The organism is Phycobacter sedimenti, from assembly GCF_038148855.1.
GTDB lineage: Bacteria > Pseudomonadota > Alphaproteobacteria > Rhodobacterales > Rhodobacteraceae > Phycobacter > Phycobacter sedimenti.
The window spans coordinates 326,397-346,828 of the sequence record NZ_JBBVGR010000002.1; the positions used below are offsets into that span (position 1 = coordinate 326,397).

General features: G+C 60.4%; 22 protein-coding genes. 10 read left to right on the forward strand and 12 right to left on the reverse strand.

Annotated features, from left to right (window positions below):
- Positions 1-115: 115 nt before the first annotated feature.
- The 3 genes from AADA15_RS04645 to AADA15_RS04655 all read right to left on the reverse strand — a co-directional run bounded on the left by AADA15_RS04645 (position 116) and on the right by AADA15_RS04655 (position 3,087).
- Positions 116-544 (reverse strand): VOC family protein, encoded by a 429-nt coding sequence (locus AADA15_RS04645; RefSeq protein WP_341640377.1) that lies wholly within the window; start codon positions 542-544, stop codon positions 116-118.
- 72 nt (positions 545-616) lie between these two features.
- Positions 617-1,924 (reverse strand): tetratricopeptide repeat protein, encoded by a 1,308-nt coding sequence (locus AADA15_RS04650; RefSeq protein WP_341640378.1) that lies wholly within the window; start codon positions 1,922-1,924, stop codon positions 617-619.
- Positions 1,925-2,040: 116 nt separating this feature from the next.
- A complete protein-coding gene (locus tag AADA15_RS04655; protein WP_341640379.1) occupies positions 2,041-3,087 on the reverse strand; it encodes a hypothetical protein in 1,047 nt (348 codons plus the stop codon).
- Between the two features lie 234 nt (positions 3,088-3,321).
- Between AADA15_RS04655 and AADA15_RS04660 the strand changes: the two genes are divergently transcribed.
- Together AADA15_RS04660 and AADA15_RS04665 are read left to right on the forward strand one after the other, a co-directional pair.
- Positions 3,322-4,155, forward strand: coding sequence for a thymidylate synthase (locus tag AADA15_RS04660; RefSeq protein ID WP_341640380.1), 834 nt, complete (start codon positions 3,322-3,324; stop codon positions 4,153-4,155).
- Positions 4,156-4,171: 16 nt separating this feature from the next.
- Positions 4,172-4,657, forward strand: coding sequence for a dihydrofolate reductase (locus AADA15_RS04665; RefSeq protein ID WP_341640381.1), 486 nt, complete (start codon positions 4,172-4,174; stop codon positions 4,655-4,657).
- A 203-nt stretch (positions 4,658-4,860) separates the two neighbouring features.
- Here AADA15_RS04665 and AADA15_RS04670 read toward each other — a convergent pair whose 3' ends face one another.
- Entirely contained in the window at positions 4,861-5,067 is a 207-nt protein-coding gene (locus AADA15_RS04670; RefSeq protein WP_192966197.1) for a cold-shock protein, read from the reverse strand.
- A gap of 219 nt (positions 5,068-5,286) precedes the next feature.
- On the opposite strand from AADA15_RS04670, the gene AADA15_RS04675 reads away from it, so the two are divergent.
- Entirely contained in the window at positions 5,287-5,604 is a 318-nt protein-coding gene (locus AADA15_RS04675; RefSeq protein ID WP_341640382.1) for an ArsC/Spx/MgsR family protein, read from the forward strand.
- Between the two features lie 61 nt (positions 5,605-5,665).
- Here AADA15_RS04675 and AADA15_RS04680 read toward each other — a convergent pair whose 3' ends face one another.
- The 5 genes from AADA15_RS04680 to thrS form a co-directional block, all read right to left on the reverse strand.
- Entirely contained in the window at positions 5,666-6,232 is a 567-nt protein-coding gene (locus AADA15_RS04680) for a DoxX family membrane protein (protein WP_341640383.1), read from the reverse strand.
- 11 nt (positions 6,233-6,243) lie between these two features.
- Positions 6,244-6,993, reverse strand: a complete 750-nt coding sequence (locus tag AADA15_RS04685; protein ID WP_341640384.1) for an HvfC/BufC family peptide modification chaperone — start codon at positions 6,991-6,993, stop codon at positions 6,244-6,246.
- Positions 6,990-7,877, reverse strand: a complete 888-nt coding sequence (bufB, locus tag AADA15_RS04690; protein ID WP_341640385.1) for an MNIO family bufferin maturase — start codon at positions 7,875-7,877, stop codon at positions 6,990-6,992. Before bufB ends, AADA15_RS04685 begins: the two co-directional genes overlap by 4 nt.
- Positions 7,878-7,951: 74 nt before the next feature.
- Positions 7,952-8,257 carry a BufA1 family periplasmic bufferin-type metallophore gene (locus tag AADA15_RS04695; protein WP_341640386.1) on the reverse strand — a complete coding sequence of 102 codons (306 nt, stop codon included), beginning with the start codon at positions 8,255-8,257 and terminating at the stop codon, positions 7,952-7,954.
- Positions 8,258-8,493: 236 nt separating this feature from the next.
- On the reverse strand, positions 8,494-10,440 hold the full coding sequence (gene thrS, locus AADA15_RS04700; protein ID WP_341640387.1) for a threonine--tRNA ligase: 1,947 nt from the start codon (positions 10,438-10,440) through the stop codon (positions 8,494-8,496).
- 113 nt (positions 10,441-10,553) lie between these two features.
- On the opposite strand from thrS, the gene AADA15_RS04705 reads away from it, so the two are divergent.
- From AADA15_RS04705 to AADA15_RS04725, 5 genes are all read left to right on the forward strand, one after another.
- A complete protein-coding gene (locus AADA15_RS04705; RefSeq protein ID WP_341640388.1) occupies positions 10,554-11,789 on the forward strand; it encodes an MFS transporter in 1,236 nt (411 codons plus the stop codon).
- Between the two features lie 100 nt (positions 11,790-11,889).
- The gene (locus AADA15_RS04710) at positions 11,890-12,639 is read left to right on the forward strand and encodes an alpha/beta fold hydrolase (RefSeq protein WP_341640389.1); all 750 of its coding nucleotides are present in this window, start codon (positions 11,890-11,892) and stop codon (positions 12,637-12,639) included.
- Positions 12,639-13,628, forward strand: a complete 990-nt coding sequence (locus AADA15_RS04715; protein ID WP_341640390.1) for an alpha/beta hydrolase — start codon at positions 12,639-12,641, stop codon at positions 13,626-13,628. Before AADA15_RS04710 ends, AADA15_RS04715 begins: the two co-directional genes overlap by 1 nt.
- Positions 13,628-14,083 carry a VOC family protein gene (locus AADA15_RS04720; protein ID WP_341640391.1) on the forward strand — a complete coding sequence of 152 codons (456 nt, stop codon included), beginning with the start codon at positions 13,628-13,630 and terminating at the stop codon, positions 14,081-14,083. Before AADA15_RS04715 ends, AADA15_RS04720 begins: the two co-directional genes overlap by 1 nt.
- A 91-nt stretch (positions 14,084-14,174) precedes the next feature.
- Complete coding sequence (locus AADA15_RS04725) at positions 14,175-14,933, forward strand: alpha/beta fold hydrolase (protein ID WP_341640392.1); 759 nt, start codon at positions 14,175-14,177, stop codon at positions 14,931-14,933.
- Here AADA15_RS04725 and AADA15_RS04730 read toward each other — a convergent pair.
- Positions 14,930-15,520, reverse strand: coding sequence for a DUF6151 family protein (locus AADA15_RS04730; protein ID WP_341640393.1), 591 nt, complete (start codon positions 15,518-15,520; stop codon positions 14,930-14,932). The two genes, AADA15_RS04725 and AADA15_RS04730, sit on opposite strands and share 4 nt — an antisense overlap.
- Positions 15,521-15,524: 4 nt before the next feature.
- Entirely contained in the window at positions 15,525-16,805 is a 1,281-nt protein-coding gene (gene phaZ / locus AADA15_RS04735) for a polyhydroxyalkanoate depolymerase (RefSeq protein WP_341640394.1), read from the reverse strand.
- Between the two features lie 148 nt (positions 16,806-16,953).
- Here phaZ and AADA15_RS04740 point away from each other — a divergent pair, with 148 nt between their 5' ends.
- Both AADA15_RS04740 and AADA15_RS04745 read left to right on the forward strand, forming a co-directional pair.
- Complete coding sequence (locus AADA15_RS04740) at positions 16,954-18,756, forward strand: PHA/PHB synthase family protein (RefSeq protein ID WP_341640395.1); 1,803 nt, start codon at positions 16,954-16,956, stop codon at positions 18,754-18,756.
- A 134-nt stretch (positions 18,757-18,890) separates the two neighbouring features.
- Entirely contained in the window at positions 18,891-19,334 is a 444-nt protein-coding gene (locus AADA15_RS04745) for a phasin, PhaP (RefSeq protein ID WP_341640396.1), read from the forward strand.
- A 104-nt stretch (positions 19,335-19,438) separates the two neighbouring features.
- Here the strand turns inward: AADA15_RS04745 and AADA15_RS04750 are convergent, their stop codons facing one another.
- Positions 19,439-20,308 carry an NAD-dependent epimerase/dehydratase family protein gene (locus AADA15_RS04750; protein WP_341640397.1) on the reverse strand — a complete coding sequence of 290 codons (870 nt, stop codon included), beginning with the start codon at positions 20,306-20,308 and terminating at the stop codon, positions 19,439-19,441.
- Positions 20,309-20,432: the final 124 nt, after the last annotated feature.

Below are 20,432 nucleotides of genomic sequence, written 5' to 3' on the forward strand. Positions count from 1 at the left end.
GCGGAAAGCCCCCGCATATTGGTGCGGTGGCAGGATCACTTCACAAAAGCGGCCCCCCAATGGGAGCCGCTTCTTTGTTGAGACCTACGCCCAAGCCAGTGCCGTGACGTTGATATCACCAGTGGCCTGTGCTCTCCATGCTGGCCCAGGGTTCGGCGGGCGCGAGCGCATCACCGTTTTGCAGCAGTTCGACCGAGATGTTGTCGGGGGAGCGGATGAAGGCCATGCGCCCGTCGCGCGGCGGACGGTTGATGGTGATGCCGTTGTCCATCAGGTGCTGACACACCTCATAGATGTTGTCGACGCCATAGGCGAGGTGGCCAAAGTGGCGGCTGTCGCTGGGCAGACCCTCGTCACCGTCCCAGTTATAGGTCAGCTCGACCGGAGCTTCCGGTTGGCCCGGAGGGGCCATGAAGATAAGCGAAAACCGCCCCTCTTCACTGTCATAGCGACGGGTCTCTTCAAGGCCCAGGAGTTTGTAGAAGGCCATGGATTTCTCCAGATCCTTCACGCGGACCATCGTGTGCAAATAGGTAAGGGGCATGTGGTTTTCCCTGCTTTGATCTTGTCTTGAAAGGAGACTAAGCGTGCGTATCGAAAAGTCGAGGGGCTGTCGTCAAAAAGCGGACTGAATACCGAAATTCACCCCAAATCGATTGGATTCGAAAAGGCCGATATTGCTGTCGACCTTGGCCGCCGTCATGCTGAGCGTCGGGTTGAAGCCGTAGTAATCGACCTTCTTGAAGGTCAGAGAGATATCCGCCTGATAGTGATTGTCATGCCGCCCGTCCGGGCTGTGGGGAGAGACATCGTAGTCCCGCACCCGTCCCCAAAGACCAAATCGCGCAACCGCGCCGAAAATCGGCTTTTCAAGGGTCAGTTGGGTTCTGAGCCCGATTTCCTGAAATTCATCTGAGGCTCTGCTCGCTGTTGCCGAGGCCAGCGACAGGTTGGTCCAGAGCGTTGCCCCCGAGCCGAGATGGAAGCTGTAGGAAAGATCCCCGCGCGATGTGTTCTGGTCGCTGGTGATCACGCCGTCCTGAACTTCGTGCGAAAGGCGGGCGTTGATCCGTCGACCTCGCTTCAGTTTGTAGCTTTGCCCTGCTGACAGGCGCAGGAAGCGGGCGTATTCTTCGCCACCATACCAGCTTTGACCCAGATCGACTGCAAAGCGGAATTCACCACGCCGATCCAGGTTTATGCCCTTGAGACCATAGCCGATCTGGTAGGAGGTAAAGGCGAAATCGTTTCCTTCGGCGCCGGGGGCCTGGGCCTTGGCATCCGAAGACAGGGTGTAGGTTCGCGATGTCAGCGAGAAGGCAATGTCATGGGCCCGGGTTTCCGTCTGGTGAAAACGGTACCGGGAGCGGACACTTACTTCGTACTCGATACCGGACAGGGCGCGCTGGCTTCCCCCCAATTGGTATTCGACCGGTTGACCGAGCAACAGCTCCGACAGCTGGTAGTTCAGAAATGAAGAACGTTCGGAAGATCCGTTGTTGATATTGGATTCCGGTGAGACGGAAACCGAGAACCGGTGCAGCCAGGGGCTGCTTGCGCGCACATAGCGGAAATCCCGCACCGCGCGGCGTTCAAGCGTCTCGTTGGGGGCGTATTCCACAGCGCGGCGCAGCCAGAATTGCGCCAGGGTGCGCTGCCCACCCGATGAGAGCGCCTGCGCGGTGATCATCGCGGCGGCGTATTTCTCTTCGTCGGTCGTGGAAAGGGACCAGGCCCGTTTGGCAGATTTGCGCGCCAGAGCGTAATCGCCAAGGTCGCGCGCGGCGCGGGACCTGATCAGAAGGGCAGAGCGATCGTGGGGATCCCGGGCAATCAGGGCATCCGCAAGGGCCATGGCCTGTTTGGGATTGCGCAGGCGCAGCAAGTCCGCCGCCGCAGAGCGCATCTGGGGCGGCGTCAGCACAGCCCTGTCTTCGGGCACAGCATGGGCTGCGCCCGCGCCAAGGCAGGGGAGCAGCACGCAAAAAAGGATCGCGGCTCCTCGATTTGCCTTTTGTCCTATGCGCCTGGCGCGCCGCATTAGGGGATGTTGTTGTAGACGATGAAACCACCGGTTTCACGGACGGTGCCGGCGGCCGGGTCAATCGTGTTTTCCAGAACCACGACACCGACGATTTCCTCTGCATTGTCGCCCGACACGATCGCATAGTAGTTGCCGCTTTCGTAGGTCTGCAGATCCCCGTTCGCATCGGTGTATCGGCTGCGCAGTGTGCCGATGATCTCGCCGTTGTCGTCCAGGTTGCCGGGGCCGACGTCAAAGGTGGCAACCGGAATGCTCGACAGGGTCAGATTGTTCTCCGTGTTGATCCTGTTGATGACATCGTTGGTGATGTCCGTTCCATTGGTGTTGTAGATCGTTCTGTTGGTCAAAGAGCCTGACACCGCGTCCCCGCGCCCGCCTGTGGTGGGGTTGAAGTCGTCAAAATCGATTGCGATCTGCACATCCGCAGTGGTGTATTCGATGCCGCCGGAACCATTGAAGTCACGTACCCCTGCAAGGGCGCCGTTGTATTGCGCCTGACCGGAGGAGGGCAGAGTTACGGCATTGTCGCGCTGGTAGATGAAGCCGCCGAATCCGTAGTCGGCATAGGCGCCTGTGCGAACAATTGCGAACTGTGTGTTGCCCGAGGTGCTGACGCCGTAAATGGCGCGATGGGTGAACTGGTTGATCGCTTCGCTGTCGTTGATGTCCGTGTATTGCGCGTCCGCCTCGTAGACCGCGAATGGCCCGAGGCTGCTGACGGCCGTGCCGCGTGCGTAGGTGCCATCGCCGTCAAAGGCCAGGTTGTCGACAGAAAAGGTGTCACTGGTGCTGTTATAGCTGATATCGGTGGCGTATCCGTTGCCCCGATAGGCGTCTTCCGTGCTCGTGCCTTCGCGCCGAAAGATGGCAACAGACGCAGACGGAGAGGCCGTGCCCGGGGGGCGTCCGTTGCTGTCAATGCCAGATCCCGTATCTGTTCCGGAATCTGCGCCGGAATCGGTGGTCTCTTCGGTGAAGGGATTGCCATTGCCGCACGCCGAAAGCGCAAGCGCCGCAATAAATGCGCCTGTAATCTTATTCATGATGTGACTGCCTCTGCTCGAAACTCTGGGCGTTTTTTTGCCTAGCATTCGCTCAGGTTGTCAAAATGTCAACGAATTTGGCGCGGCTATGGAATATTGCTTCGAAGGTCTGGCCCGAATGCCATAGTCGTCTCGCTCCGACCCTTGTTCCAGGCCCTTGGCCTGCGCTTGCGCAACGGGTATGACCGAAGGCGCAAAAGTCCGCAGCGCGGCCAAGGTCGGGGAGAGATGATCGTGCAGCAATACCATGATGCACTGCGCCATATACTTGAGAACGGTGTCCGCAGCAGTGACCGGACCGGCACTGGTACGCTCTCTTGTTTTGGCATGCAGGCGCGGTATCCGCTGGCGGATGGGTTTCCGCTTGTGACGACGAAAAAGCTTCACCTGCGCTCGATCATTCATGAGCTTCTTTGGTTCCTGTCGGGGGATACCAATATCAAGTACCTCAAGGACAATGGCGTTTCGATCTGGGATGAATGGGCGAACGAGAACGGTGATCTGGGTCCCGTTTATGGCTATCAGTGGCGCCGGTTTCCAAAGCTTGAGCTGGCGCCGGGTACCACGGGGGACGAGCCGCTGTACCGCGCAGGCAGCGTTGATCAGATTGCGGAACTGGTACGGATGATCGAAACCTCTCCGGACAGCCGCCGTCTTATCGTGTCGGCCTGGAATCCCGGAGATGTGCCCGATATGGCCTTGCCACCCTGCCATACCCTTTGGCAGGTGCGCATTCTGGGCGGCAAGCTGCATCTGCAGCTGTATCAGCGGTCCGCCGACATGTTCCTTGGCGTGCCTTTCAATATCGCCTCATATGCGCTGTTGCAGGCGATGCTGGCCCATGTAACCGGCTACGAGGTGGGTGATTTCGTCCATACCATGGGGGACGCCCATATCTATGCCAACCATATGGATCAGGTGAACGAGCAACTCTCGCGTACGCCCAAGGCCCTGCCCACATTGCGGATCAAGCGCGACGTCGGCTCGATCTTTGATTTCCGCTACGAGGATTTTGAGTTCGTCGGCTATGATCCCGACCCGGCCATCAAGGCGCCGGTTGCCGTCTGATCGCAAAGGAGCGGTGATGATTACACTGATTGCGGCCCGCGCCCGAGACGGGGCCATCGGCAAGGACAACACGATCCCCTGGCACGCACCGGAGGATTTGAAAGCCTTTCAGCGTGAAACGCTGGGCGGTGCCATTATCATGGGGCGCCGGACCTGGGACAGCTTGCCCGTGAAGCCTTTGAAAAACCGGCTGAACATTGTTGTCTCGTCCAGTCCGGACGCTGCTGAAACGGTATGCACCTCGATCGATGAAGCGATTGACCTTGCCTATGGGGAAGGCTACCGGCGTATCTATGGCATCGGAGGCGCGGGGATTTACGCCGCCATGATGGCGCGCGCGGATCGTCTCTTGATAACCGAAGTCGATACGCATGTCGCAGGCGCAGACACCTTCTTCCCGGAATTCGCCGCCGAAGACTGGAAGCGTCTTGGTGTCACCCCTTTGCGCGCCTCGGACCCCGCTTGCACCCTGGTGGAATACCTGCGGTGTCCGGGCCACTGAATGCGGCTCCGAGCGACCAAGCTGCGTCAGCGCAGGCCGAGGGCCTGTTCAGCTTTCCTTTGAGCGTTCTGCAGATCCAGCAGAAACAGAAGTGAAATCGGCCGGGATGAGCGACGGCTCACCGTTGAGGCTGAAGCCTGTGTGCCAATAGGGCCTGCCGGTGCGATGGTGCGTCTGCTTCTGGTTGGAGGACGCGGGATACGTCAAAGTTCGACGAGTTCTCCGGCCATTTCACGTCCGTCTCGCCCTTCGGTGAGCTGATAGCCGACCTTCATGTTATCGGCGAGGCCCTTCAAACCGGACCGTTCCACCTGAGAAATATGTACAAAGACGTCCTTGCCGCCGGTGTCGGGTTCGATAAATCCGTAACCCTTTGTGGTGTTGAACCATTTCACGGTGCCACTTGGCATTTCCCGTGTCTCCTTCTACCTTACAGCCGCTCCCCGAAACCTGGAGGGGGCACTCATTTACGCCCAACCGCAGCGTCGATGGCGCGGTGTGGGGCAACAAACGACGCATTAACAAAGGCTAAGCAACATTAACTCTTACACGTAGGATTTGAAAATCAAGGTTCGGATGCGAATTCTACCGTAAATTGCGAGGGGCAGCCCGCAAGGAGGGGCGAAAACATGCAGCTTTATGGACTGAAGGTCTGTGATACATGCCGCAAGGCTTTGAAGCTTGTGCCTGAGGCGCAACTTGTGGATGTCAGGGTGGACGGGGTGCCGGATGAGATCCTCGAGAAAGCCTATCGCGAGTTTGGCAGCAAGCTGGTCAACACGCGCTCCACGACCTGGCGGGGCCTCAGCGAGGAGGAACGTGCCAAACCTGCGCTCGAGTTGCTGCGGGCGCACCCTGCCTTGATGAAGCGGCCGTTGATTGAAAAGGAAGGACAACTCTTTCTTGGTTGGGACAAAAGCGTTCAGGCGTCTCTTGGAGTTGCCTGAACCTGTTGGCAAAGAGGGCCCTTCGACCGCTGTGCCGAAGGGCCGGTGCTGCCGGGCGGCCTCAGGCCGGGGCGGCGATGGGCTGCCTGCTGCGCAGTAGGGCATCGACGGACAAGGCACCGGCGCCCTTGACCACCAGAAGGCTCAGAAGAAAGACCCAGAACAGACGCTGATCCAGGATCACGCCATCAGGAAAGCGATCGAACCACGCTCCCAGCGTTTTGATGTCGGTGCCATTGTGCCCATAGATATCGGTCAGCGATTGCACCACCACAAAGCCGATCATGCCAAGGGCTGCAAGGCGCGTGAACAGGCCGATGATGATCAGCAGAGGCAGAATGAATTCCGCCCAGGTTCCGGCCATCACCACCAGCCAGTGGAAGACTCCAAGCTGCGAGACGTCATAGCCGACCGCCTCAAGCTGTTTGGGGAAGATCTGCGAATAGGCGCCGATGGAGGGCGAGAAAAGGCCAAGAATACCGTCGCCCAATTTGGTGACGCCGGACACCCAGAAATACATCAACAGGGTCGCGGCAAACACCAATCGCGCGGCAATCGGCAATATCCAGTTCCCCGCGGTCTCGATCTTCTCGAAGGCCGCGTTGTGGAGCGATACAAGAGTATGCATGGGGATATCCTTTATGTCATGAGGTCGGTCAAACCGCCCCCGTCAATCAGCAGGGCAAGCGGTGTGGACAGGTCGAAATCGGGGGTGGTCTTGAGCGCTGCGTCATAGGCTTCGCTGATCGAGCGATCTGCCGTCAGCGCTGCGATCCAGTCGGCGGATCCAGGCGGGAGCGCATGTGGGATCGGGTCGAATTCGGGGCGGGTCACCAGCACGTCCTGCGGGTCGGCTTGCGGTTTCTGAGCATCTGGCTGGGTGGCAAAGCGCCAGATGTCAAACAGCGGCCAGTCGGATCTGACCAGTTCCACCGAAGGGGCAAGGTGCAGGCGTGCGCGCATCAAGTCTTCCGGCGAGAGACGTGCCAAGCGCTCGGCGGGCAGGGCAGTGGCATCCGCTGCATGATAGGATCGGCGCAGCGCTAGTTCCAGCCGGGCCACATCTGGCAGATAGCCAAGGTGCGAGAGCTGCTGCATCTCCGCCAGAAACGCGGGAAACTCGGCCCCGAAATGCATCATCAGCGGAGAAGACGGCGGGTGCTGGCGCAGGTATATTCCGGCCAGACCGTCCATGTTCTCCTTGCCAAGAAGGCTGGCAACGGCTGGAAAGCCCTCGTGCAGAGCCTCGGTCAGGGAGGCCGCGACATTGTTGCGATAGACGGCGAACCGGCGCCCGGCAGGGCGGCCTGCTGCATCCTGAAGCCCCTCCGGTACCGGGGCCTCGGGCGCAAGAAGCGCCTCGGTGAACTGGTCCTGCGTGTGTGTCATGCCGACACCGGGGCGGGGGCGAGTTTGGCCAGGGCGGTGGCAGCGCGCGCCGCCTCATCCCGCAGGACGGGCCACTCGGGCACATCTGTGTCCCATTCGATCAGAACGGGCTTGGGCCCGGATGCCTGCAGGGTGTAATCCAGCAGCGACCAGACAGGGTCCACCACTTCACGCCCATGGCTGTCAATGAGCAGCGGCGCGCCGTGGTCGTCCTCATCCTCGTCATGGCCGCCCAGATGGATTTCCCCGACCTTATCCAGCGCGAAGGCGTCGATATAGCCGGTCGGCGAAAAGCCAAGGTTGGTGGCGGAAACAAAGACGTTGTTCACATCCAGAAGCAGCCCGCAGCCGGTGCGGCGGCTGACCTCGGCAAGGAAGTCAGGCTCGGACCAGTCGCTTTCGGCAAAGGCCAGGTAGCTGGAAGGGTTCTCAAGCAGCATCTTGCGCCCGATTGTCTCTTGCAACTGATCGATGTGGTCGCAAACGCGGGTCAGGGTCACCTTGGTATAGGGCAGGGGCAGCAGATCATTCAGGAAATGGCTGTCATGGGTGGACCAGGCCAGATGTTCGGAAAAGCTGGCCGGGTTCAGCCAGCCGACCAACTTATTCAGGCGCGCAAGGTGATCCGGGTCAAGCGGCCCCTCACCGCCGATGGACAGGCCCACGCCATGCACCGAGATGGCATAGCGCTCGGACAGGTGGCGCAGCTGCGCCGGGGGGCGACCGCCATCACCCATGTAGTTTTCAGCGTGAATTTCGAGCCAGCGTACCGGGCCGGGGCCGTCTTCATCCTCGGGGGGGCGTATCAGGGCCTCAAAATGCTGCGGCTTGTAGCCAACGCCGGGGGTGGCAGGAAGCCGGTCCAATCTGGTGCTGTCCAACATGGCGTGTCCTGACTGCGATCTTATCACTGCAAAGGGAGTGTGAAGGGGGGCGTGCCCCCCTTCGTGCATGCGGCTTATGCGGGCAGATCACGCTCAAGCGGATCGAGCGAGCCTTTACGCTCGGTGCCATCGGCCATGGCGGGCAGTTCGATATCAAGGCAGGAGCCAGCATCGACCAGGGTCCAGGCATTGCCCTGATAATCGACGACCGAAGAGCCGGCGCAGGTGGTGCCGGGGCCGGCAGCGCAATCGTTCTGTCCGGCCAGCGAAACGCCATAGCATTTTTCCTTGCTCTGGGCGGCGACGGGCATGGTGGTGGCGGCGGTCAGAGCCGCTGCAACGGCGCTGGCGACGGCAAGGGTTTTGGCGTGCTTCGACATGAAGGTGTCCTCCTCGAAAAAAATGGGGCGGGATCGACGTGATCCGCTTTGGGTGTGAAATCACTCTAGACGAGCTTTTTCGTGCTTTGAATTCACGAGCCTGTGCCTCACGCGGGCGTCAGATTTCGTGACAGATTGAATGCGCGCAAGGGGCAGTATTTCAAGGGGAATTGCCGCGCAAAAGAAAACCGGCCCCCAAGTGGGAGCCGGAAAAATCTGTCTGATCGGTGCAAATGTTACAAAAGGTCCGGCGGGGTCGCTTCGCGCCCAAGGGTCTTTGTTACATCTTCAAGGCTTGCGACCTTGGTCTGTTTTTCGCCAAGGCGGCGGACGGAAACGGTGCGCTCTTCCACCTCGCGGTGACCGACGGCGAGGATCACGGGTACCTTGCCGACCGAGTGTTCGCGGACCTTGTAGTTGATCTTCTCGTTGCGAATATCCGCCTCGGCCCGCACGCCAGCATCGCGCAGGGTCTGGACAACTTCATTGACGTAATCGTCCGCCTCGGAGGTGATCGAGGCGACAACCACCTGGCGCGGGGCCAGCCAGAAGGGCAGCTTGCCGGCGTGTTCTTCGATCAGGATGCCGATGAACCGCTCGAACGAGCCCAGCGTTGCGCGGTGCAGCATGAACGGGCGGTGCTTGTTGCCGTCCTGCCCGATATAGGTCGCATCCAGGCGCTCCGGCAGATTCGGGTCCACCTGCAGGGTGCCGCACTGCCAGTTCCGGCCGATGGCGTCGGTCAGAGTGAACTCAAGCTTCGGCCCGTAGAAGGCGCCTTCGCCCTCAAGGATCTCATAGTCGTACCCGGCCGCCTTGCAGGCATCGCCAAGCGCTTTTTCCACGAAATCCCAGCTTTCATCGCTGCCGATCCGCTTTTCGGGGCGGGTCGAAAGCTTGATCGTCCAGTCATGGAAGCCAAGATCGGCGTAGATCTTCGACAGGAAGTCAATGAACCGCGCGGTTTCGCTTTCGATCTGATCTTCTGTGCAGAAGATATGCCCATCATCCTGGGTAAATCCGCGCACCCGCATGATGCCATGCAGCGCGCCCGAGGGTTCATAGCGCGCGCAGGAGCCGAACTCAGCCATGCGCAAGGGCAGGTCGCGGTAGGATTTGAGGCCCTGGTTGAACACCTGCACGTGGCAGGGGCAGTTCATCGGCTTGAGCGCATTGACCGCTTTTTCGCGGGCATGCTCCTCGTCCACTTCGACGATGAACATGTTCTCCTGGTACTTGTCCCAGTGGCCCGAGGCCTCCCACAGTTTGCGGTCTACGACCTGCGGCGTGTTCACCTCGACATAGCCGCCGCGTTCCTGCTGGCGGCGCATATAGTCCTGAAGAGTGGTGTAGACTTTCCAGCCGTTGGGATGCCAGAAGACCTGACCGGGCGCCTCTTCCTGCATGTGGAAAAGGTTCATCTCGCGGCCCAGCTTGCGGTGGTCGCGCTTGGCGGCCTCTTCCAGCATGGTCAGATGCGCCTTCAGCTTTTCCTTGCCGGTAAAGGCGACGCCGTAAATGCGCTGGAGCATGGGGCGATTGCTGTCACCGCGCCAGTAGGCGCCGGCAATGGACATCAGCTTGAAGGCATCGCCCGGCACCTGCCCGGTGTGCTGCAGGTGCGGGCCGCGGCACAGATCCTGCCAGTGGCCGTGCCAGTACATGCGCAGCGGTTCGTCGCCGGGAATGGCGTCGATGAGCTCGACCTTGTAGGGTTCGTTGTTGGCCTCGTAGAACTTCACCGCACGTTCGCGATCCCAGACCTCGGTGGTCACCGGCTCGCGCTTGTTGATGATTTCCTTCATCTTCTTTTCGATCGCCCCGAGGTCTTCGGGGGTGAAGGGTTCAGCGCGGTCGAAATCGTAATACCAGCCGTTCTCGATCACCGGGCCAATGGTGACCTTGGTATCGGGCCAGATCTCCTGCACGGCGCGGGCCATGATGTGGGCCAGGTCGTGGCGGATCAGCTCGTTCGCCTGCGCTTCGTCCTTCATGGTGTGAATTGCGATCTGCGCATCGGCATTGATCGGCCATTGCAGATCCCAGTGCTTGCCATCGATCGTGGCTGAAATCGCTTTTTTCGCCAGCGAGGTCGAAATGTCGGCAGCTACCTCGGCGGGTGTGACGCCAGCCTCGTAGCTGCGTGCATTGCCATCGGGAAGGGTGAGAGAAATCTGGGCCATATCGGCTGCTCCTCGTCGGTTTGGCGCCCACTGAACGCCCGGTTGCGGGTTGAATTGTTCGCGCTATGTGAAACGAGATGCAAAACGTGTCAAGCAATGAGAGAAGCAAGCCGGTGGAAAAACGCGTGTTTCAGGCGGTGACGAGTTCTGATGAGCCGCCATCCGCCAACGAGGCGCGCAATGGTCTGTGTCATGTGCTGAGCCTCGGTATGACCAAGATCGCCGACGGATTGATCGACCCGAAACTGGTGCTCAGCTGGCTGTTGACTGCGATCGGTGCCCCGGCTCTTCTTGTTGGATTGCTGGTTCCGATCCGCGAGGCTGGCGCCCTGCTGCCGCAGGTCCTTTTCGCGCCTCGGGTTGCGCGGATGCCCATCCGAAAGTGGGTCTGGGCCGCAGGATCGGCTGTGCAGGGGCTGGCAGCCGCAGCGATCTGTCTTGTCGCCCTGCAGTTTTCCGGCGCGGCGGCGGGGGTGCTGATCTGCGCGTCTGTCGCGATTCTGGCGGTGGCACGTTCGGCCTGCTCGGTGTCCTACAAGGACATTCTCGGCAAGACGGTTGCCAAAACCCGGCGCGGGGCGGTAACGGGCGCGGCGGCCTCTGTATCGGCCGTTGGTGTGATGATATTTGCCGGGCTGCTGATACTGGAGGGAGGCCGTAGCCAGACCATCGTCCTGCTGGCCATCGCGCTGGCCTCTGTACTGTGGATCGCTGCGGCGGCCGTGTTCACCCGGATCGAGGAGGAGCGCAGCGAAAGTCAGCCCGAGGGCGCATCGGTCGATTTCTCTATCCTGCGCCGCAATCCCAACCTGACCCGCTTTATCGCGGCGCGCGGGCTTCTGGTGTCCACTGCTCTGGCGCCGCCTTATCTGGTCATTCTGAACGGGACCGACGGGGAGTTTTCAAAACTTGGGGCGCTGGTCCTTGCGTCGGGCCTCGCCTCCCTTGTCAGCTCTTGGACGTGGGGACGGGCGGCCGACAAATCATCCCGGCGGGTTTTGATGCGCTCTGGCGTGATCGGTGCATTGGGGATGCTATGCGCGGTTGCGCTGTCACTGGCCGGGCTTGCACAAGGGCTTTGGGCGATACCACTGGTGCTCTTTTCCGTGATGATCGCCTATCACGGGGTGCGCCAGGGACGGTCCACATACCTAGTGGATATTGCACCAGAGCACGAGCGAGCCAATTGGACGGCGGTCGCCAACACGGTGATCGGGGTCTTGCTGCTTGCCGTTGGAGCCTTTGGGGGCGTGTTGTCTTTCCTTGGTCCCGAAGCGGTGCTTGTGTTGTTTGGTGCTTTGTCTCTGGCTGCTGCCGGAGTGGCACGCGGCCTGACCGAGGCAGAGTAGCGCGCTCCGGTCTTTACCTCGGCGAACCATTTGGTGCAGGGTGCGGCGAAAAGTCAAAAGGCGCTGCGGCGCTATTCTGGTGACAAAGGCGGGACGCGATATGGGCCAAACACAGTACCTAGAATGTGCGAATGGACGGCGGATTGCCTATCATGTGACGGATGGCACAGGCCCCGTGATCGTTTTCCTTGGCGGGCTCAAGTCCGACATGGAAGGCACCAAGGCCGTGCATCTTGAGGCTTGGGCCAAGGCGCATGGACGTGCGTTCCTGCGCTTTGACTATTCCGGCCACGGGGAAAGCTCGGGCACTTTTGAGGAGGGCTGCATCGGCGATTGGCTCGAGGATACGCTGGCGGCCATTGATGCCCTGACCGAGGGTGCGATCATTCCCGTCGGCTCTTCCATGGGCGGCTGGCAGGCGCTCCTTCTGGCCAAGGCGCGGCCTGAACGGATCGCCGGGATGGTCACGATTGCCGCCGCGCCGGATTTCACCGAGGACGGCTATTGGGCCAGCTTCACCGAGGCACAGAAGGCCAAGCTGGAGACGCATGGCTTTGTAGAGCTGCCAAGCGACTACATGGAACCCTACCGGATCTCCAAGCGCATGATCGAGGACGGGCGCAGGTGCCTTGTCCTGCGCGCGCCGCTGTCCTTGTCTTTCCCGGTGCGCTGCCTGCAGGGCACGGCGGACACGGCTGTCTCGACCGAGACGGCGCTGCGGCTGCTCGACCACGCAGAGTGCCCTGACATGCGCCTGACCCTGGTCAAGGATGCCGATCACCGGTTTTCAGATGAAACCTGCCTGTCTTTGATTGAACAGGCGATACTTGACGTGTTGGGGGCGGCGTGATGGAGAACATCGCGTCGGCTCTGGGCAAGACCGTCCTGATGCTTGGGGCCGTCGGGGCCGGATTGTGGGCCTTCGGCCCCTATGAGCCTGTCGATCTGAAGGCCTCTTTTGACCCGGCCAGTTTGGATGACGGGGTCGGGGCCTACTTCAAACGGGTTGAAAGCGCCTTCTCCGATATCACCCCGGGCACGGAAAAGCGCGTGGTCTGGGCCGGGGCGCCTGAGACGTCTACGCCCCTGTCTGTAGTCTATTTCCATGGGTTTTCCGGCACCTCCGAGGAAATCCGCCCGGTACCGGACCGCGTGGCTGCGGCCCTCGGGGCGAACCTTGTCTATACCCGGCTCGCCGGGCACGGACGCCCTGGGGCGGCCATGGCCGGACCCACTGTCAACGACTGGATGCAGGATCTGGCCGAGGCGCTGGCCGTGGCGCGGAAAGTGGGCGAGCGCGTGGTCGTGATTGCCACGTCCACGGGAGCGACCCTCATGACGGCGGCTGCGCTGGATCCAGAACTGTCGCGCGATGTGGCGGCGGTCGTTATGGTGTCGCCCAACTACGGCATCAATCACCCGGTGGCAGGCCTGTTGACCTGGCCCGCCGCGCGCCATTGGCTGCCGCTGCTGGCGGGCAGGGAACGCTCTTTCCCGGTACGCAGCCCGGACCATGAACGGTTCTGGACCACGTCATATCCTTCAGTCGCGGCAATGCCGATGGCCGCGCTTGTGAAGGCGGTGATGCAGCTGAAGGTCGAAGAGGCGCGCATTCCGGCCCTGTTCTGGTTTTCGAAAGCGGACCAGGTGGTGCGCCCGGATCTGACGGTGGATGTGGCGGCGCGTTGGGGCGGCCCGGTGCGCGTTCAAAATCACGACCCGGGGCCAGAGGACGATCCCTATGCCCACGTGATGGCCGGTGATGTCATGTCCCCGGGGCAAACGGATGTCGCGGTAGAGGATATTCTGACTTGGCTCACGGACCTGGAGATCCGGTGATGGAACAGCGTATCAGCCTGATCACCCTCGGGGTGCAGGATATGGACATGGCGGCGGCCTTTTATGAGGCGCTGGGCTGGCAACGCGCGCCAAGTCCGGATGGTGTCATCGCCTTTGATCTGATCTCGCAGACGCTGGGGCTCTACCCGCTTGAAAAACTGGCCGAGGATATCGGCCTGCCCCTGGCCGACCTCGGCACCGGAGCCATGACGCTCAGCCACAACACACGCAGGCCCGAAGATGTGGATGCGCTGATGGCTGCTGCAGAGGCGGTGGGCGCAAAGGTCTTGCGCCCTGCGGGCGATGTGTTCTGGGGGGGCTATATCGGCTACTTCCGGGCGCCGGATGGTCACATCTGGGAGATTGCCCATAATCCGTTTTCTCCGCTTGCCGAGAACGGTGCTTTCCGCTGGAACGGGTACCCGTCCTCCTCGTCAGATCAATCCCCCTTGTGATTTTCCGCGAGTCTTCGCACTGTTGACTTGATGGGTCGACTCGCCGCCGGATTGCGGGGCAGAAGACTGCACTCTTGACGGGGCACCAAAGATGGAATTCGAAAAAGCGGCTGATAGGGCAGGTCAACTTGGTGCCGAGCCGCTGGTCCTTCTTCCTGGAATGATGTGCGATGCGCGGATCTTTACCCCGCAGATCGAGGCCTTGTCGGCCTATTGTCCGGTCATAGTGGCCCCGCTTCTGGGCGGAGACCGGATCGAAGCGATTGCCGCACACATCCTGACGATGCTGCCCGAACGCTTTGCCCTGGCGGGCCTGTCCATGGGCGGCATCATTGCGATGGAGATCCTGCGCCGTGCGCCCGGCCGTGTCACCCGGCTGTGCCTCATGGCCACGACGCCTTTGGCTGAAACTCCGGCGCAGGCGGCCGAGCGGGAGCCCCTGATCATAGGGGCGCGTACCGGGCGGCTGGGTGAGATGCTTGAAAAGGCGCTTCCGGCAGAATGCCTTGCGCCTGGCCCCGGCCGTTCCGAGATCCTGAACCGGGTCAAGCAGATGGGGCTGACCTTTGGCAGCGATGTCTTTGTTGATCAGAACCGCGCTCTGCAGCGGCGCATGGACCAGCAGGCGGCCGCGCGCCGATGCCATGTGCCGACCCTGATCCTGTGCGGCGAATACGACCGCCTCACCCCCGTGAAACGTCACGAGCTTCTGGCCAGTCTGATCCCGCAGGCCCGGATGGAGGTCATCGGCGGCGCGGGCCACTTGCCCACCCTCGAGCAGCCAGATGTGGTCATCCGCGCGCTCAAGTCCTGGCTGACTGCCCCTGCAGAACAGCAGCACCCTGCTTAGGGTTTCGTAACCGCGTCCCGCTCTGCCTTGCTGAGCACCTGTGGCTCGCTCACCGGGCGACCCGTTTCGATGTCAAAGAACGGGGTTTGCTTCCAGCGACCCGACAGGCGCGCGGCGAGCATCCGTGTGAACATCGCATAGACCATCGGCAAAGCCCCTTTGGTCCTTGGCGGCTTGCCCGGGCGCCGCATGAAGGCACTCGTGGTGACCTTGCCGAAAATCTCGGGGCTTGCGAACAGGTTGGTGCGCATCCCGGCAAAGGGTAGCCCCGGTTTGATCAGGGTGTTGGCAAATGGCATGCCGCAGCACCCTGCATACCAGCGAAACAGCCCTTTTGGGCTCAGCCGCAACAGCTTGAGATGTTCGGCGCCCTTGGTGATATGAATGGCGTCCGGGGAGAGCTGGAACAGGTGCACTGGGCCCGGCGCCGGGTCAGGGCGGTTGTGGTGGATTTCATTGGCGCGGCAGTCGGCGCAGTAGCACTCCACGTGCGTGCCGGTCTTCAGCGCCTCAGGGGCAATGTGCCCCTGCAATGACCCGCAGCTGCAGGAAAACTTGCAGGTGGATGGATCGGGGGCTGCAGCCATGGCGTCAGACCGCGGCGATCTTTGGCTTGGTCCGTTTTGACTTGGGCGCGCCGTTACGGCTGTTGGCATTCATGAAGTCGATGACCAGCGGGCGGATGTTGTTGCGCCAGCTGCGGCCGGCAAAGATACCATAGTGCCCTGCACCGGGTTCCACATGGCTGGCCTTTTTTGCATCCGGCAGACCGGTGCACAGATCCAGAGCGGCGATACACTGGCCGGGGGCCGAAATGTCGTCATTGGCACCCTCTACCGTTTTCACGGCCACATCGGTGATCTTGCCGATGTCGACCTTGTGGCCATCGACGATGAATTCGTTCTTGGCAATCTCGCCGTTCTTGAAGATGCGCTCGACGGTTGAGAGGTAAAACTCGGCCGTCATGTCCATAACGGCGAGATACTCATCGTAGAACCGGTTGTGCGCATCATGGTCTGAGGCCTCGCCGCGGCTGACCTTCAGGATCTGGTCCATGAACGCCTTGGAGTGACGGTCCATGTTCATCGACATGAATGAGGACAGCTGCAGAAGGCCGGGATAGACCTTGCGCCCAACGCCCGCGTATTTGAAGCCAACACGCTGGATCATGGTTTCCTCGAGCTGGCCCATGGTAACGCGGCGGCCAAAGTCGGTGACTTCGGTCGGGGTGGCGTCAGGGTCAACGGGACCGCCGATCAGCGTCAGCGAAGAAGGCTGCGCATCAGGATCCTGTTCGGCCAGGTAGGCTGTGGCGGCCAGGGTCAGCGGCGCGGGTTGGCAGACGGCGATCACATGGGTTTCTGGGCCCAGTTCACGCATGAAATCAACGAGGTACAGCGTGTAGTCTTCGATGTCGAACTTGCCGGCGGACACCGGAATATCGCGGGCATTGTGCCAGTCTGTGACATAAACCTCGCAGTTCTCGACAAGGCTTTTCACGGTAGAGCGCAGCAGCGTCGCATAGTGACCCGACATGGGCGCGACCAAGAGAACCTTGCGCGGCTGAACCTCGCGTCCAACAACACGGAAGTGGATCAGGTCGCCAAAGGGCTTTTCGACCACGGTTTCGATTTCGACGGTGTGGTCTTTGCCATCCTCACAGGTGAAGGTGCCGATACCCCAGTCGGGGCGTGCCACCATGCGTTGAAAGGTGCGTTCCGTGACCTCTCCCCAAGCGGCCAGCCAGCTGAGCGCCGGGTTAGGGATCGCGGAGAAGGCCGGGTAGGATGCCATGGACAATGCCGTCGCCCCCAGCCACTGGTTCATGTTGCGGGCAGTTTCCATCAGGTCGTACGACATCATATAGCGCATGACTGGCTCCTTTTCGGTGTCCGCCCTGCAACCCGTTGCACAAATCATAGGCGGTATGCGCGCAGAGATTCGAACATTCTGTCACTTTAACGTAGACTGCATCGGAAAGAATTCTGCACAGCAGAAAGAGTAGGGGGGATTCCTTAAGATGACAACAAGCGACGTGCTGGAAGCTGAAACTTCGCCTGAACACCTTGAGCGGCTTAAGGAAAATTTGGAAAAAGTGGAACAGCTCTCTAAACGTCTGGTTGAGGTGATGGCTACAAAGAAGCCTCATCACCCGGGATTGGACGCTCCGAATCACGAGTTGTTTGCACGTGCAGCAACCTCTTACTGGGCCTCTATGCTGGAGAATCCTGCCAAGCTCCTGGAACATCAGATCGAGTATTGGGGAAAATCCGTGCTGAATTTTGCCGAGGCTCAGCAGGTTCTGGCCGGGCATACCGGAGAAGAGGATGAGGCTACCTCGCAGGATCGCCGGTTCAGCAACCCGATGTGGGAAAAGAATCCCTACTTCAGGTTCATCAAGCAGCAGTATCTGACGAACGCGGAGGCCATTCGGGATGCGGTCGAGGAGGCAGGCGATCTCAACCCTGTCGACAAGCAGCGCCTGAGCTATTTTGCCGATCAGATCATCCACATGATGGCACCGACGAATTTTTTGCCGACCAACCCGGACGCGCTGGAGCGCGCGCTGGAGACCGAGGGGCAGTCGCTTATTCAGGGGCTGGAAAACCTCGTGGCCGATCTTGAGGCCAATGATGGGGAACTGGTCGTGCGACTGGCCGATGACACGGCCTTCGAGATCGGCCGCAACCTGGCCACAACCCCCGGTGAGGTCGTCTACCGCAACCGCATGATGGAGTTGATCCAGTACCGACCGACCACGGATACGGTCCATGAAACACCGATCGTTCTGTTCCCGCCATGGATCAACAAGTTCTACATCCTCGATCTCAAGGCGCAGAACAGCCTGATCAAATGGGTGACAGAGCAGGGCTACACGCTGTTCGTTGTCTCCTGGATCAACCCGGATGCCTCTTATTCGGAGGTGGGGCTTGAGGATTACATCGAAGAGGGTTTCCTGAACGCCATCGATGAGGTCAAGAAGATCTGCAATGTGAAGCAGGTCAACGCGGTGGGCTATTGCATCGCAGGCACCACGCTGAGCCTGACGCTGTCCCTGCTGAAACAGCGTGGCGACAAATCGATAAAATCGGCGACCTTCTTTACCGCGCTTACAGATTTCGGCGATCAGGGAGAATTCACGCCCTTCCTGCAGAACGATTTCGTGGATGCCATCGAAGAGCAGATCGGCGACGATGGCATGCTGCCCTCCTATATCATGGCGCGGACCTTCTCGTTCTTGCGGGCCAATGACCTGGTCTATGGGCCCGCCATCCGCAGCTACATGATGGGAGAGACACCGCCGGCCTTTGATCTGCTGTATTGGAACGGCGACGGCGCCAACCTTCCGGGTAAGATGGCGGTCCAGTATCTGCGTGGCCTGTGCCAGAGCAATGACTTTGTGAACGACGGGTTCGAGATTCTCGGCCACAAGCTGCATGTGCGCGATGTGGATGTACCTTTGATGGCGGTGACCTGCGAGACCGATCACATCGCCCGCTGGAAGGATTGCTATCGCGGCGTGCAGCAGATGGGATCGCGCAGCAAGACCTTCATCGTGTCGCAGTCCGGCCATATTGCAGGCATCGTGAATCCGCCGTCGCGCAACAAATATGGCCACTACACAAATGAAGACCTCAAAGGGGATGCCGAGGCCTGGATGGACGGGGCAAAGTTTCACGAAGGCTCCTGGTGGCCCCGCTGGGAAGCCTGGCTGAAGAAACGGTCCGGCAAGCAGGTCCCGGCCCGTGAGCCGGGTGATTCGGCTCATCCACCCCTGGTTGCGGCCCCCGGAGATTATGTGCGCAAGGTTGCAAGGTCTTGAAAACGCAGGCACTCTGTAAAATTTCTGCATCGCAGCAATGTTTTTCTTGAAATGCTGCGATGCAGCAAGCATATTGGGTTCAGACAAGGGCAGACGGGATTGTCCCGGCTCCTGCAAATGAAGGAACCAGTACAATGGCTAAGACCCAGGATTTTACTGCAATGATGAAAGACATGATGGGTGCATTCCCGATGGACACCAAAGCCATGGAAGAAGCATTCAAGAACTCTGCTGCTCTGAACGAGAAGCTGGCGGCAGTTGCGCTGGGCGCGGCTGAGCAGTCTGCGGACATCTCCACCAAGTGGACCAAAGACACCCTGTCCAAACTGGGCGCGATGTCCAAGGTTCAGGCTGAGCCTGCGGATTATGCAAAGGCTGCAACTGATTTCGCTAGCGCCTCTGCCGAAGTGGCTGCCGAAAACATGGCCGCCTTCGCCGAGATCGCCAAGAAAGCTCAGACCGAAACCGTTGAGCTGCTGATGGCTGCGGGCAAGGACATGAGCGAAGAAGCGACCGCTGCTGTCAAAAAGGCCACCGAAGAGGTGACCACCGCTGCCAAGAAAGCAGCCGCGAAATAAGAACGTCCACATGAAGGCACCAGCTCTCCTCCCAATCGGTGCCGGAATGTGAAGAAAGGGCAGGCCACGCGGGGCCTGCCCTTTTTGCGTATTGCCTCGTCCTTTCAAAAGGCCATGGTCCTAAAACAGCGATGTTCCGGCTCCCAGCCGCACAGGCGCTTTATCTTCTCCGCGCTCATCTGTTGATCCAGGGTCGGCCCTTCGGCCGTGGCCCCATATTTGCACAGCACGTATTTCAGGGTGCGCACAACATAGCCGGACGCGTGGTCCGATCGGCGGGCGATTTCAGAAATGATCTGTGACACGGGCACGCCCGATTGAGCGCAGACATTGAATTCGCCAATCAGCTCGGGGCGTTCAAGCAGGGTCAGATATGCCCGAGCGAGGTCATCGCGGTGGACCAGCGGCCAACGGGTGTTGAGACTGCCCCAGACCTCGATCGGCTCATCGGCGCTCACGGCCGCGAGATAGCGCGCAAAGGCGCCGCCGCCTTCGTGATAGACCAGCGCCGGGTGCACGATTGCGGCTGAAACGCCTCTGGCGGACAGGACGCGCTGCCCCTGTTCCACCATCCATTTGAAACTCTCGATGGGGCGTTTCACACTCGTCTCATCGGCAATCCGGTTACCCGTCGCCCCGTAAAGCCAGCACCCTCCGGTGTAGAGAAGCCGCAGTGGCACACTGCGGTTCTGGACCTGCCTCAGCAGTTCGCTCACGACCATACGGTCGGTCTGGGCCATATCGCTGTCAAAGGTGGCAGCCGCGTGAATGACCGCATCCATGTCCTGAAGGACCGCAGCCCATTCAGCCGGATTGCGCAGGTCTCCGGGCAGGGGCGTTGCCCCGATGGCAGTGATTTCTGCGGCGCTCTGCGCGGATCGCGCAAGCCCCGTGACGGAATGACCATTTTGCACCAGCGTCCGTGTGATGGCAGTGCCGATCGATCCCGTTGCTCCAAGTAGTAGTACCCGCATGGTCTGGCCCTCATGCATTTTTGTCCGAGGGGTGATCTCTAGAAGCTGAAGCCTACTTCAGGTCAAGGGCAAAGCCCCCGGCTTTGCAGCGAAACGCATCAGTCCAAGCCTGCTACGGCAAACC

Excerpts from the sequence above, each read along its gene's own strand:
- AADA15_RS04680 (WP_341640383.1), bottom strand. The coding sequence starts at position 6,232 with ATGCATACTCTTGTATCGCTCCACAACGCGGCCTTCGAGAAGATCGAG.
- AADA15_RS04695 (WP_341640386.1), bottom strand. The coding sequence starts at position 8,257 with ATGTCGAAGCACGCCAAAACCCTTGCCGTCGCCAGCGCCGTTGCAGCG.
- AADA15_RS04665 (WP_341640381.1), top strand. The coding sequence starts at position 4,172 with ATGATTACACTGATTGCGGCCCGCGCCCGAGACGGGGCCATCGGCAAG.
- AADA15_RS04675 (WP_341640382.1), top strand. The coding sequence starts at position 5,287 with ATGCAGCTTTATGGACTGAAGGTCTGTGATACATGCCGCAAGGCTTTG.
- AADA15_RS04685 (WP_341640384.1), bottom strand. The coding sequence starts at position 6,993 with ATGACACACACGCAGGACCAGTTCACCGAGGCGCTTCTTGCGCCCGAG.
- thrS (WP_341640387.1), bottom strand. The coding sequence starts at position 10,440 with ATGGCCCAGATTTCTCTCACCCTTCCCGATGGCAATGCACGCAGCTAC.
- AADA15_RS04720 (WP_341640391.1), top strand. The coding sequence starts at position 13,628 with ATGGAACAGCGTATCAGCCTGATCACCCTCGGGGTGCAGGATATGGAC.
- AADA15_RS04730 (WP_341640393.1), bottom strand. The coding sequence starts at position 15,520 with ATGGCTGCAGCCCCCGATCCATCCACCTGCAAGTTTTCCTGCAGCTGC.
- bufB (WP_341640385.1), bottom strand. The coding sequence starts at position 7,877 with ATGTTGGACAGCACCAGATTGGACCGGCTTCCTGCCACCCCCGGCGTT.
- AADA15_RS04715 (WP_341640390.1), top strand. The coding sequence starts at position 12,639 with ATGGAGAACATCGCGTCGGCTCTGGGCAAGACCGTCCTGATGCTTGGG.
- AADA15_RS04725 (WP_341640392.1), top strand. The coding sequence starts at position 14,175 with ATGGAATTCGAAAAAGCGGCTGATAGGGCAGGTCAACTTGGTGCCGAG.
- AADA15_RS04655 (WP_341640379.1), bottom strand. The coding sequence starts at position 3,087 with ATGAATAAGATTACAGGCGCATTTATTGCGGCGCTTGCGCTTTCGGCG.
- phaZ (WP_341640394.1), bottom strand. The coding sequence starts at position 16,805 with ATGCGCTATATGATGTCGTACGACCTGATGGAAACTGCCCGCAACATG.
- AADA15_RS04740 (WP_341640395.1), top strand. The coding sequence starts at position 16,954 with ATGACAACAAGCGACGTGCTGGAAGCTGAAACTTCGCCTGAACACCTT.
- AADA15_RS04645 (WP_341640377.1), bottom strand. The coding sequence starts at position 544 with ATGCCCCTTACCTATTTGCACACGATGGTCCGCGTGAAGGATCTGGAG.
- AADA15_RS04710 (WP_341640389.1), top strand. The coding sequence starts at position 11,890 with ATGGGCCAAACACAGTACCTAGAATGTGCGAATGGACGGCGGATTGCC.
- AADA15_RS04750 (WP_341640397.1), bottom strand. The coding sequence starts at position 20,308 with ATGCGGGTACTACTACTTGGAGCAACGGGATCGATCGGCACTGCCATC.
- AADA15_RS04670 (WP_192966197.1), bottom strand. The coding sequence starts at position 5,067 with ATGCCAAGTGGCACCGTGAAATGGTTCAACACCACAAAGGGTTACGGA.
- AADA15_RS04745 (WP_341640396.1), top strand. The coding sequence starts at position 18,891 with ATGGCTAAGACCCAGGATTTTACTGCAATGATGAAAGACATGATGGGT.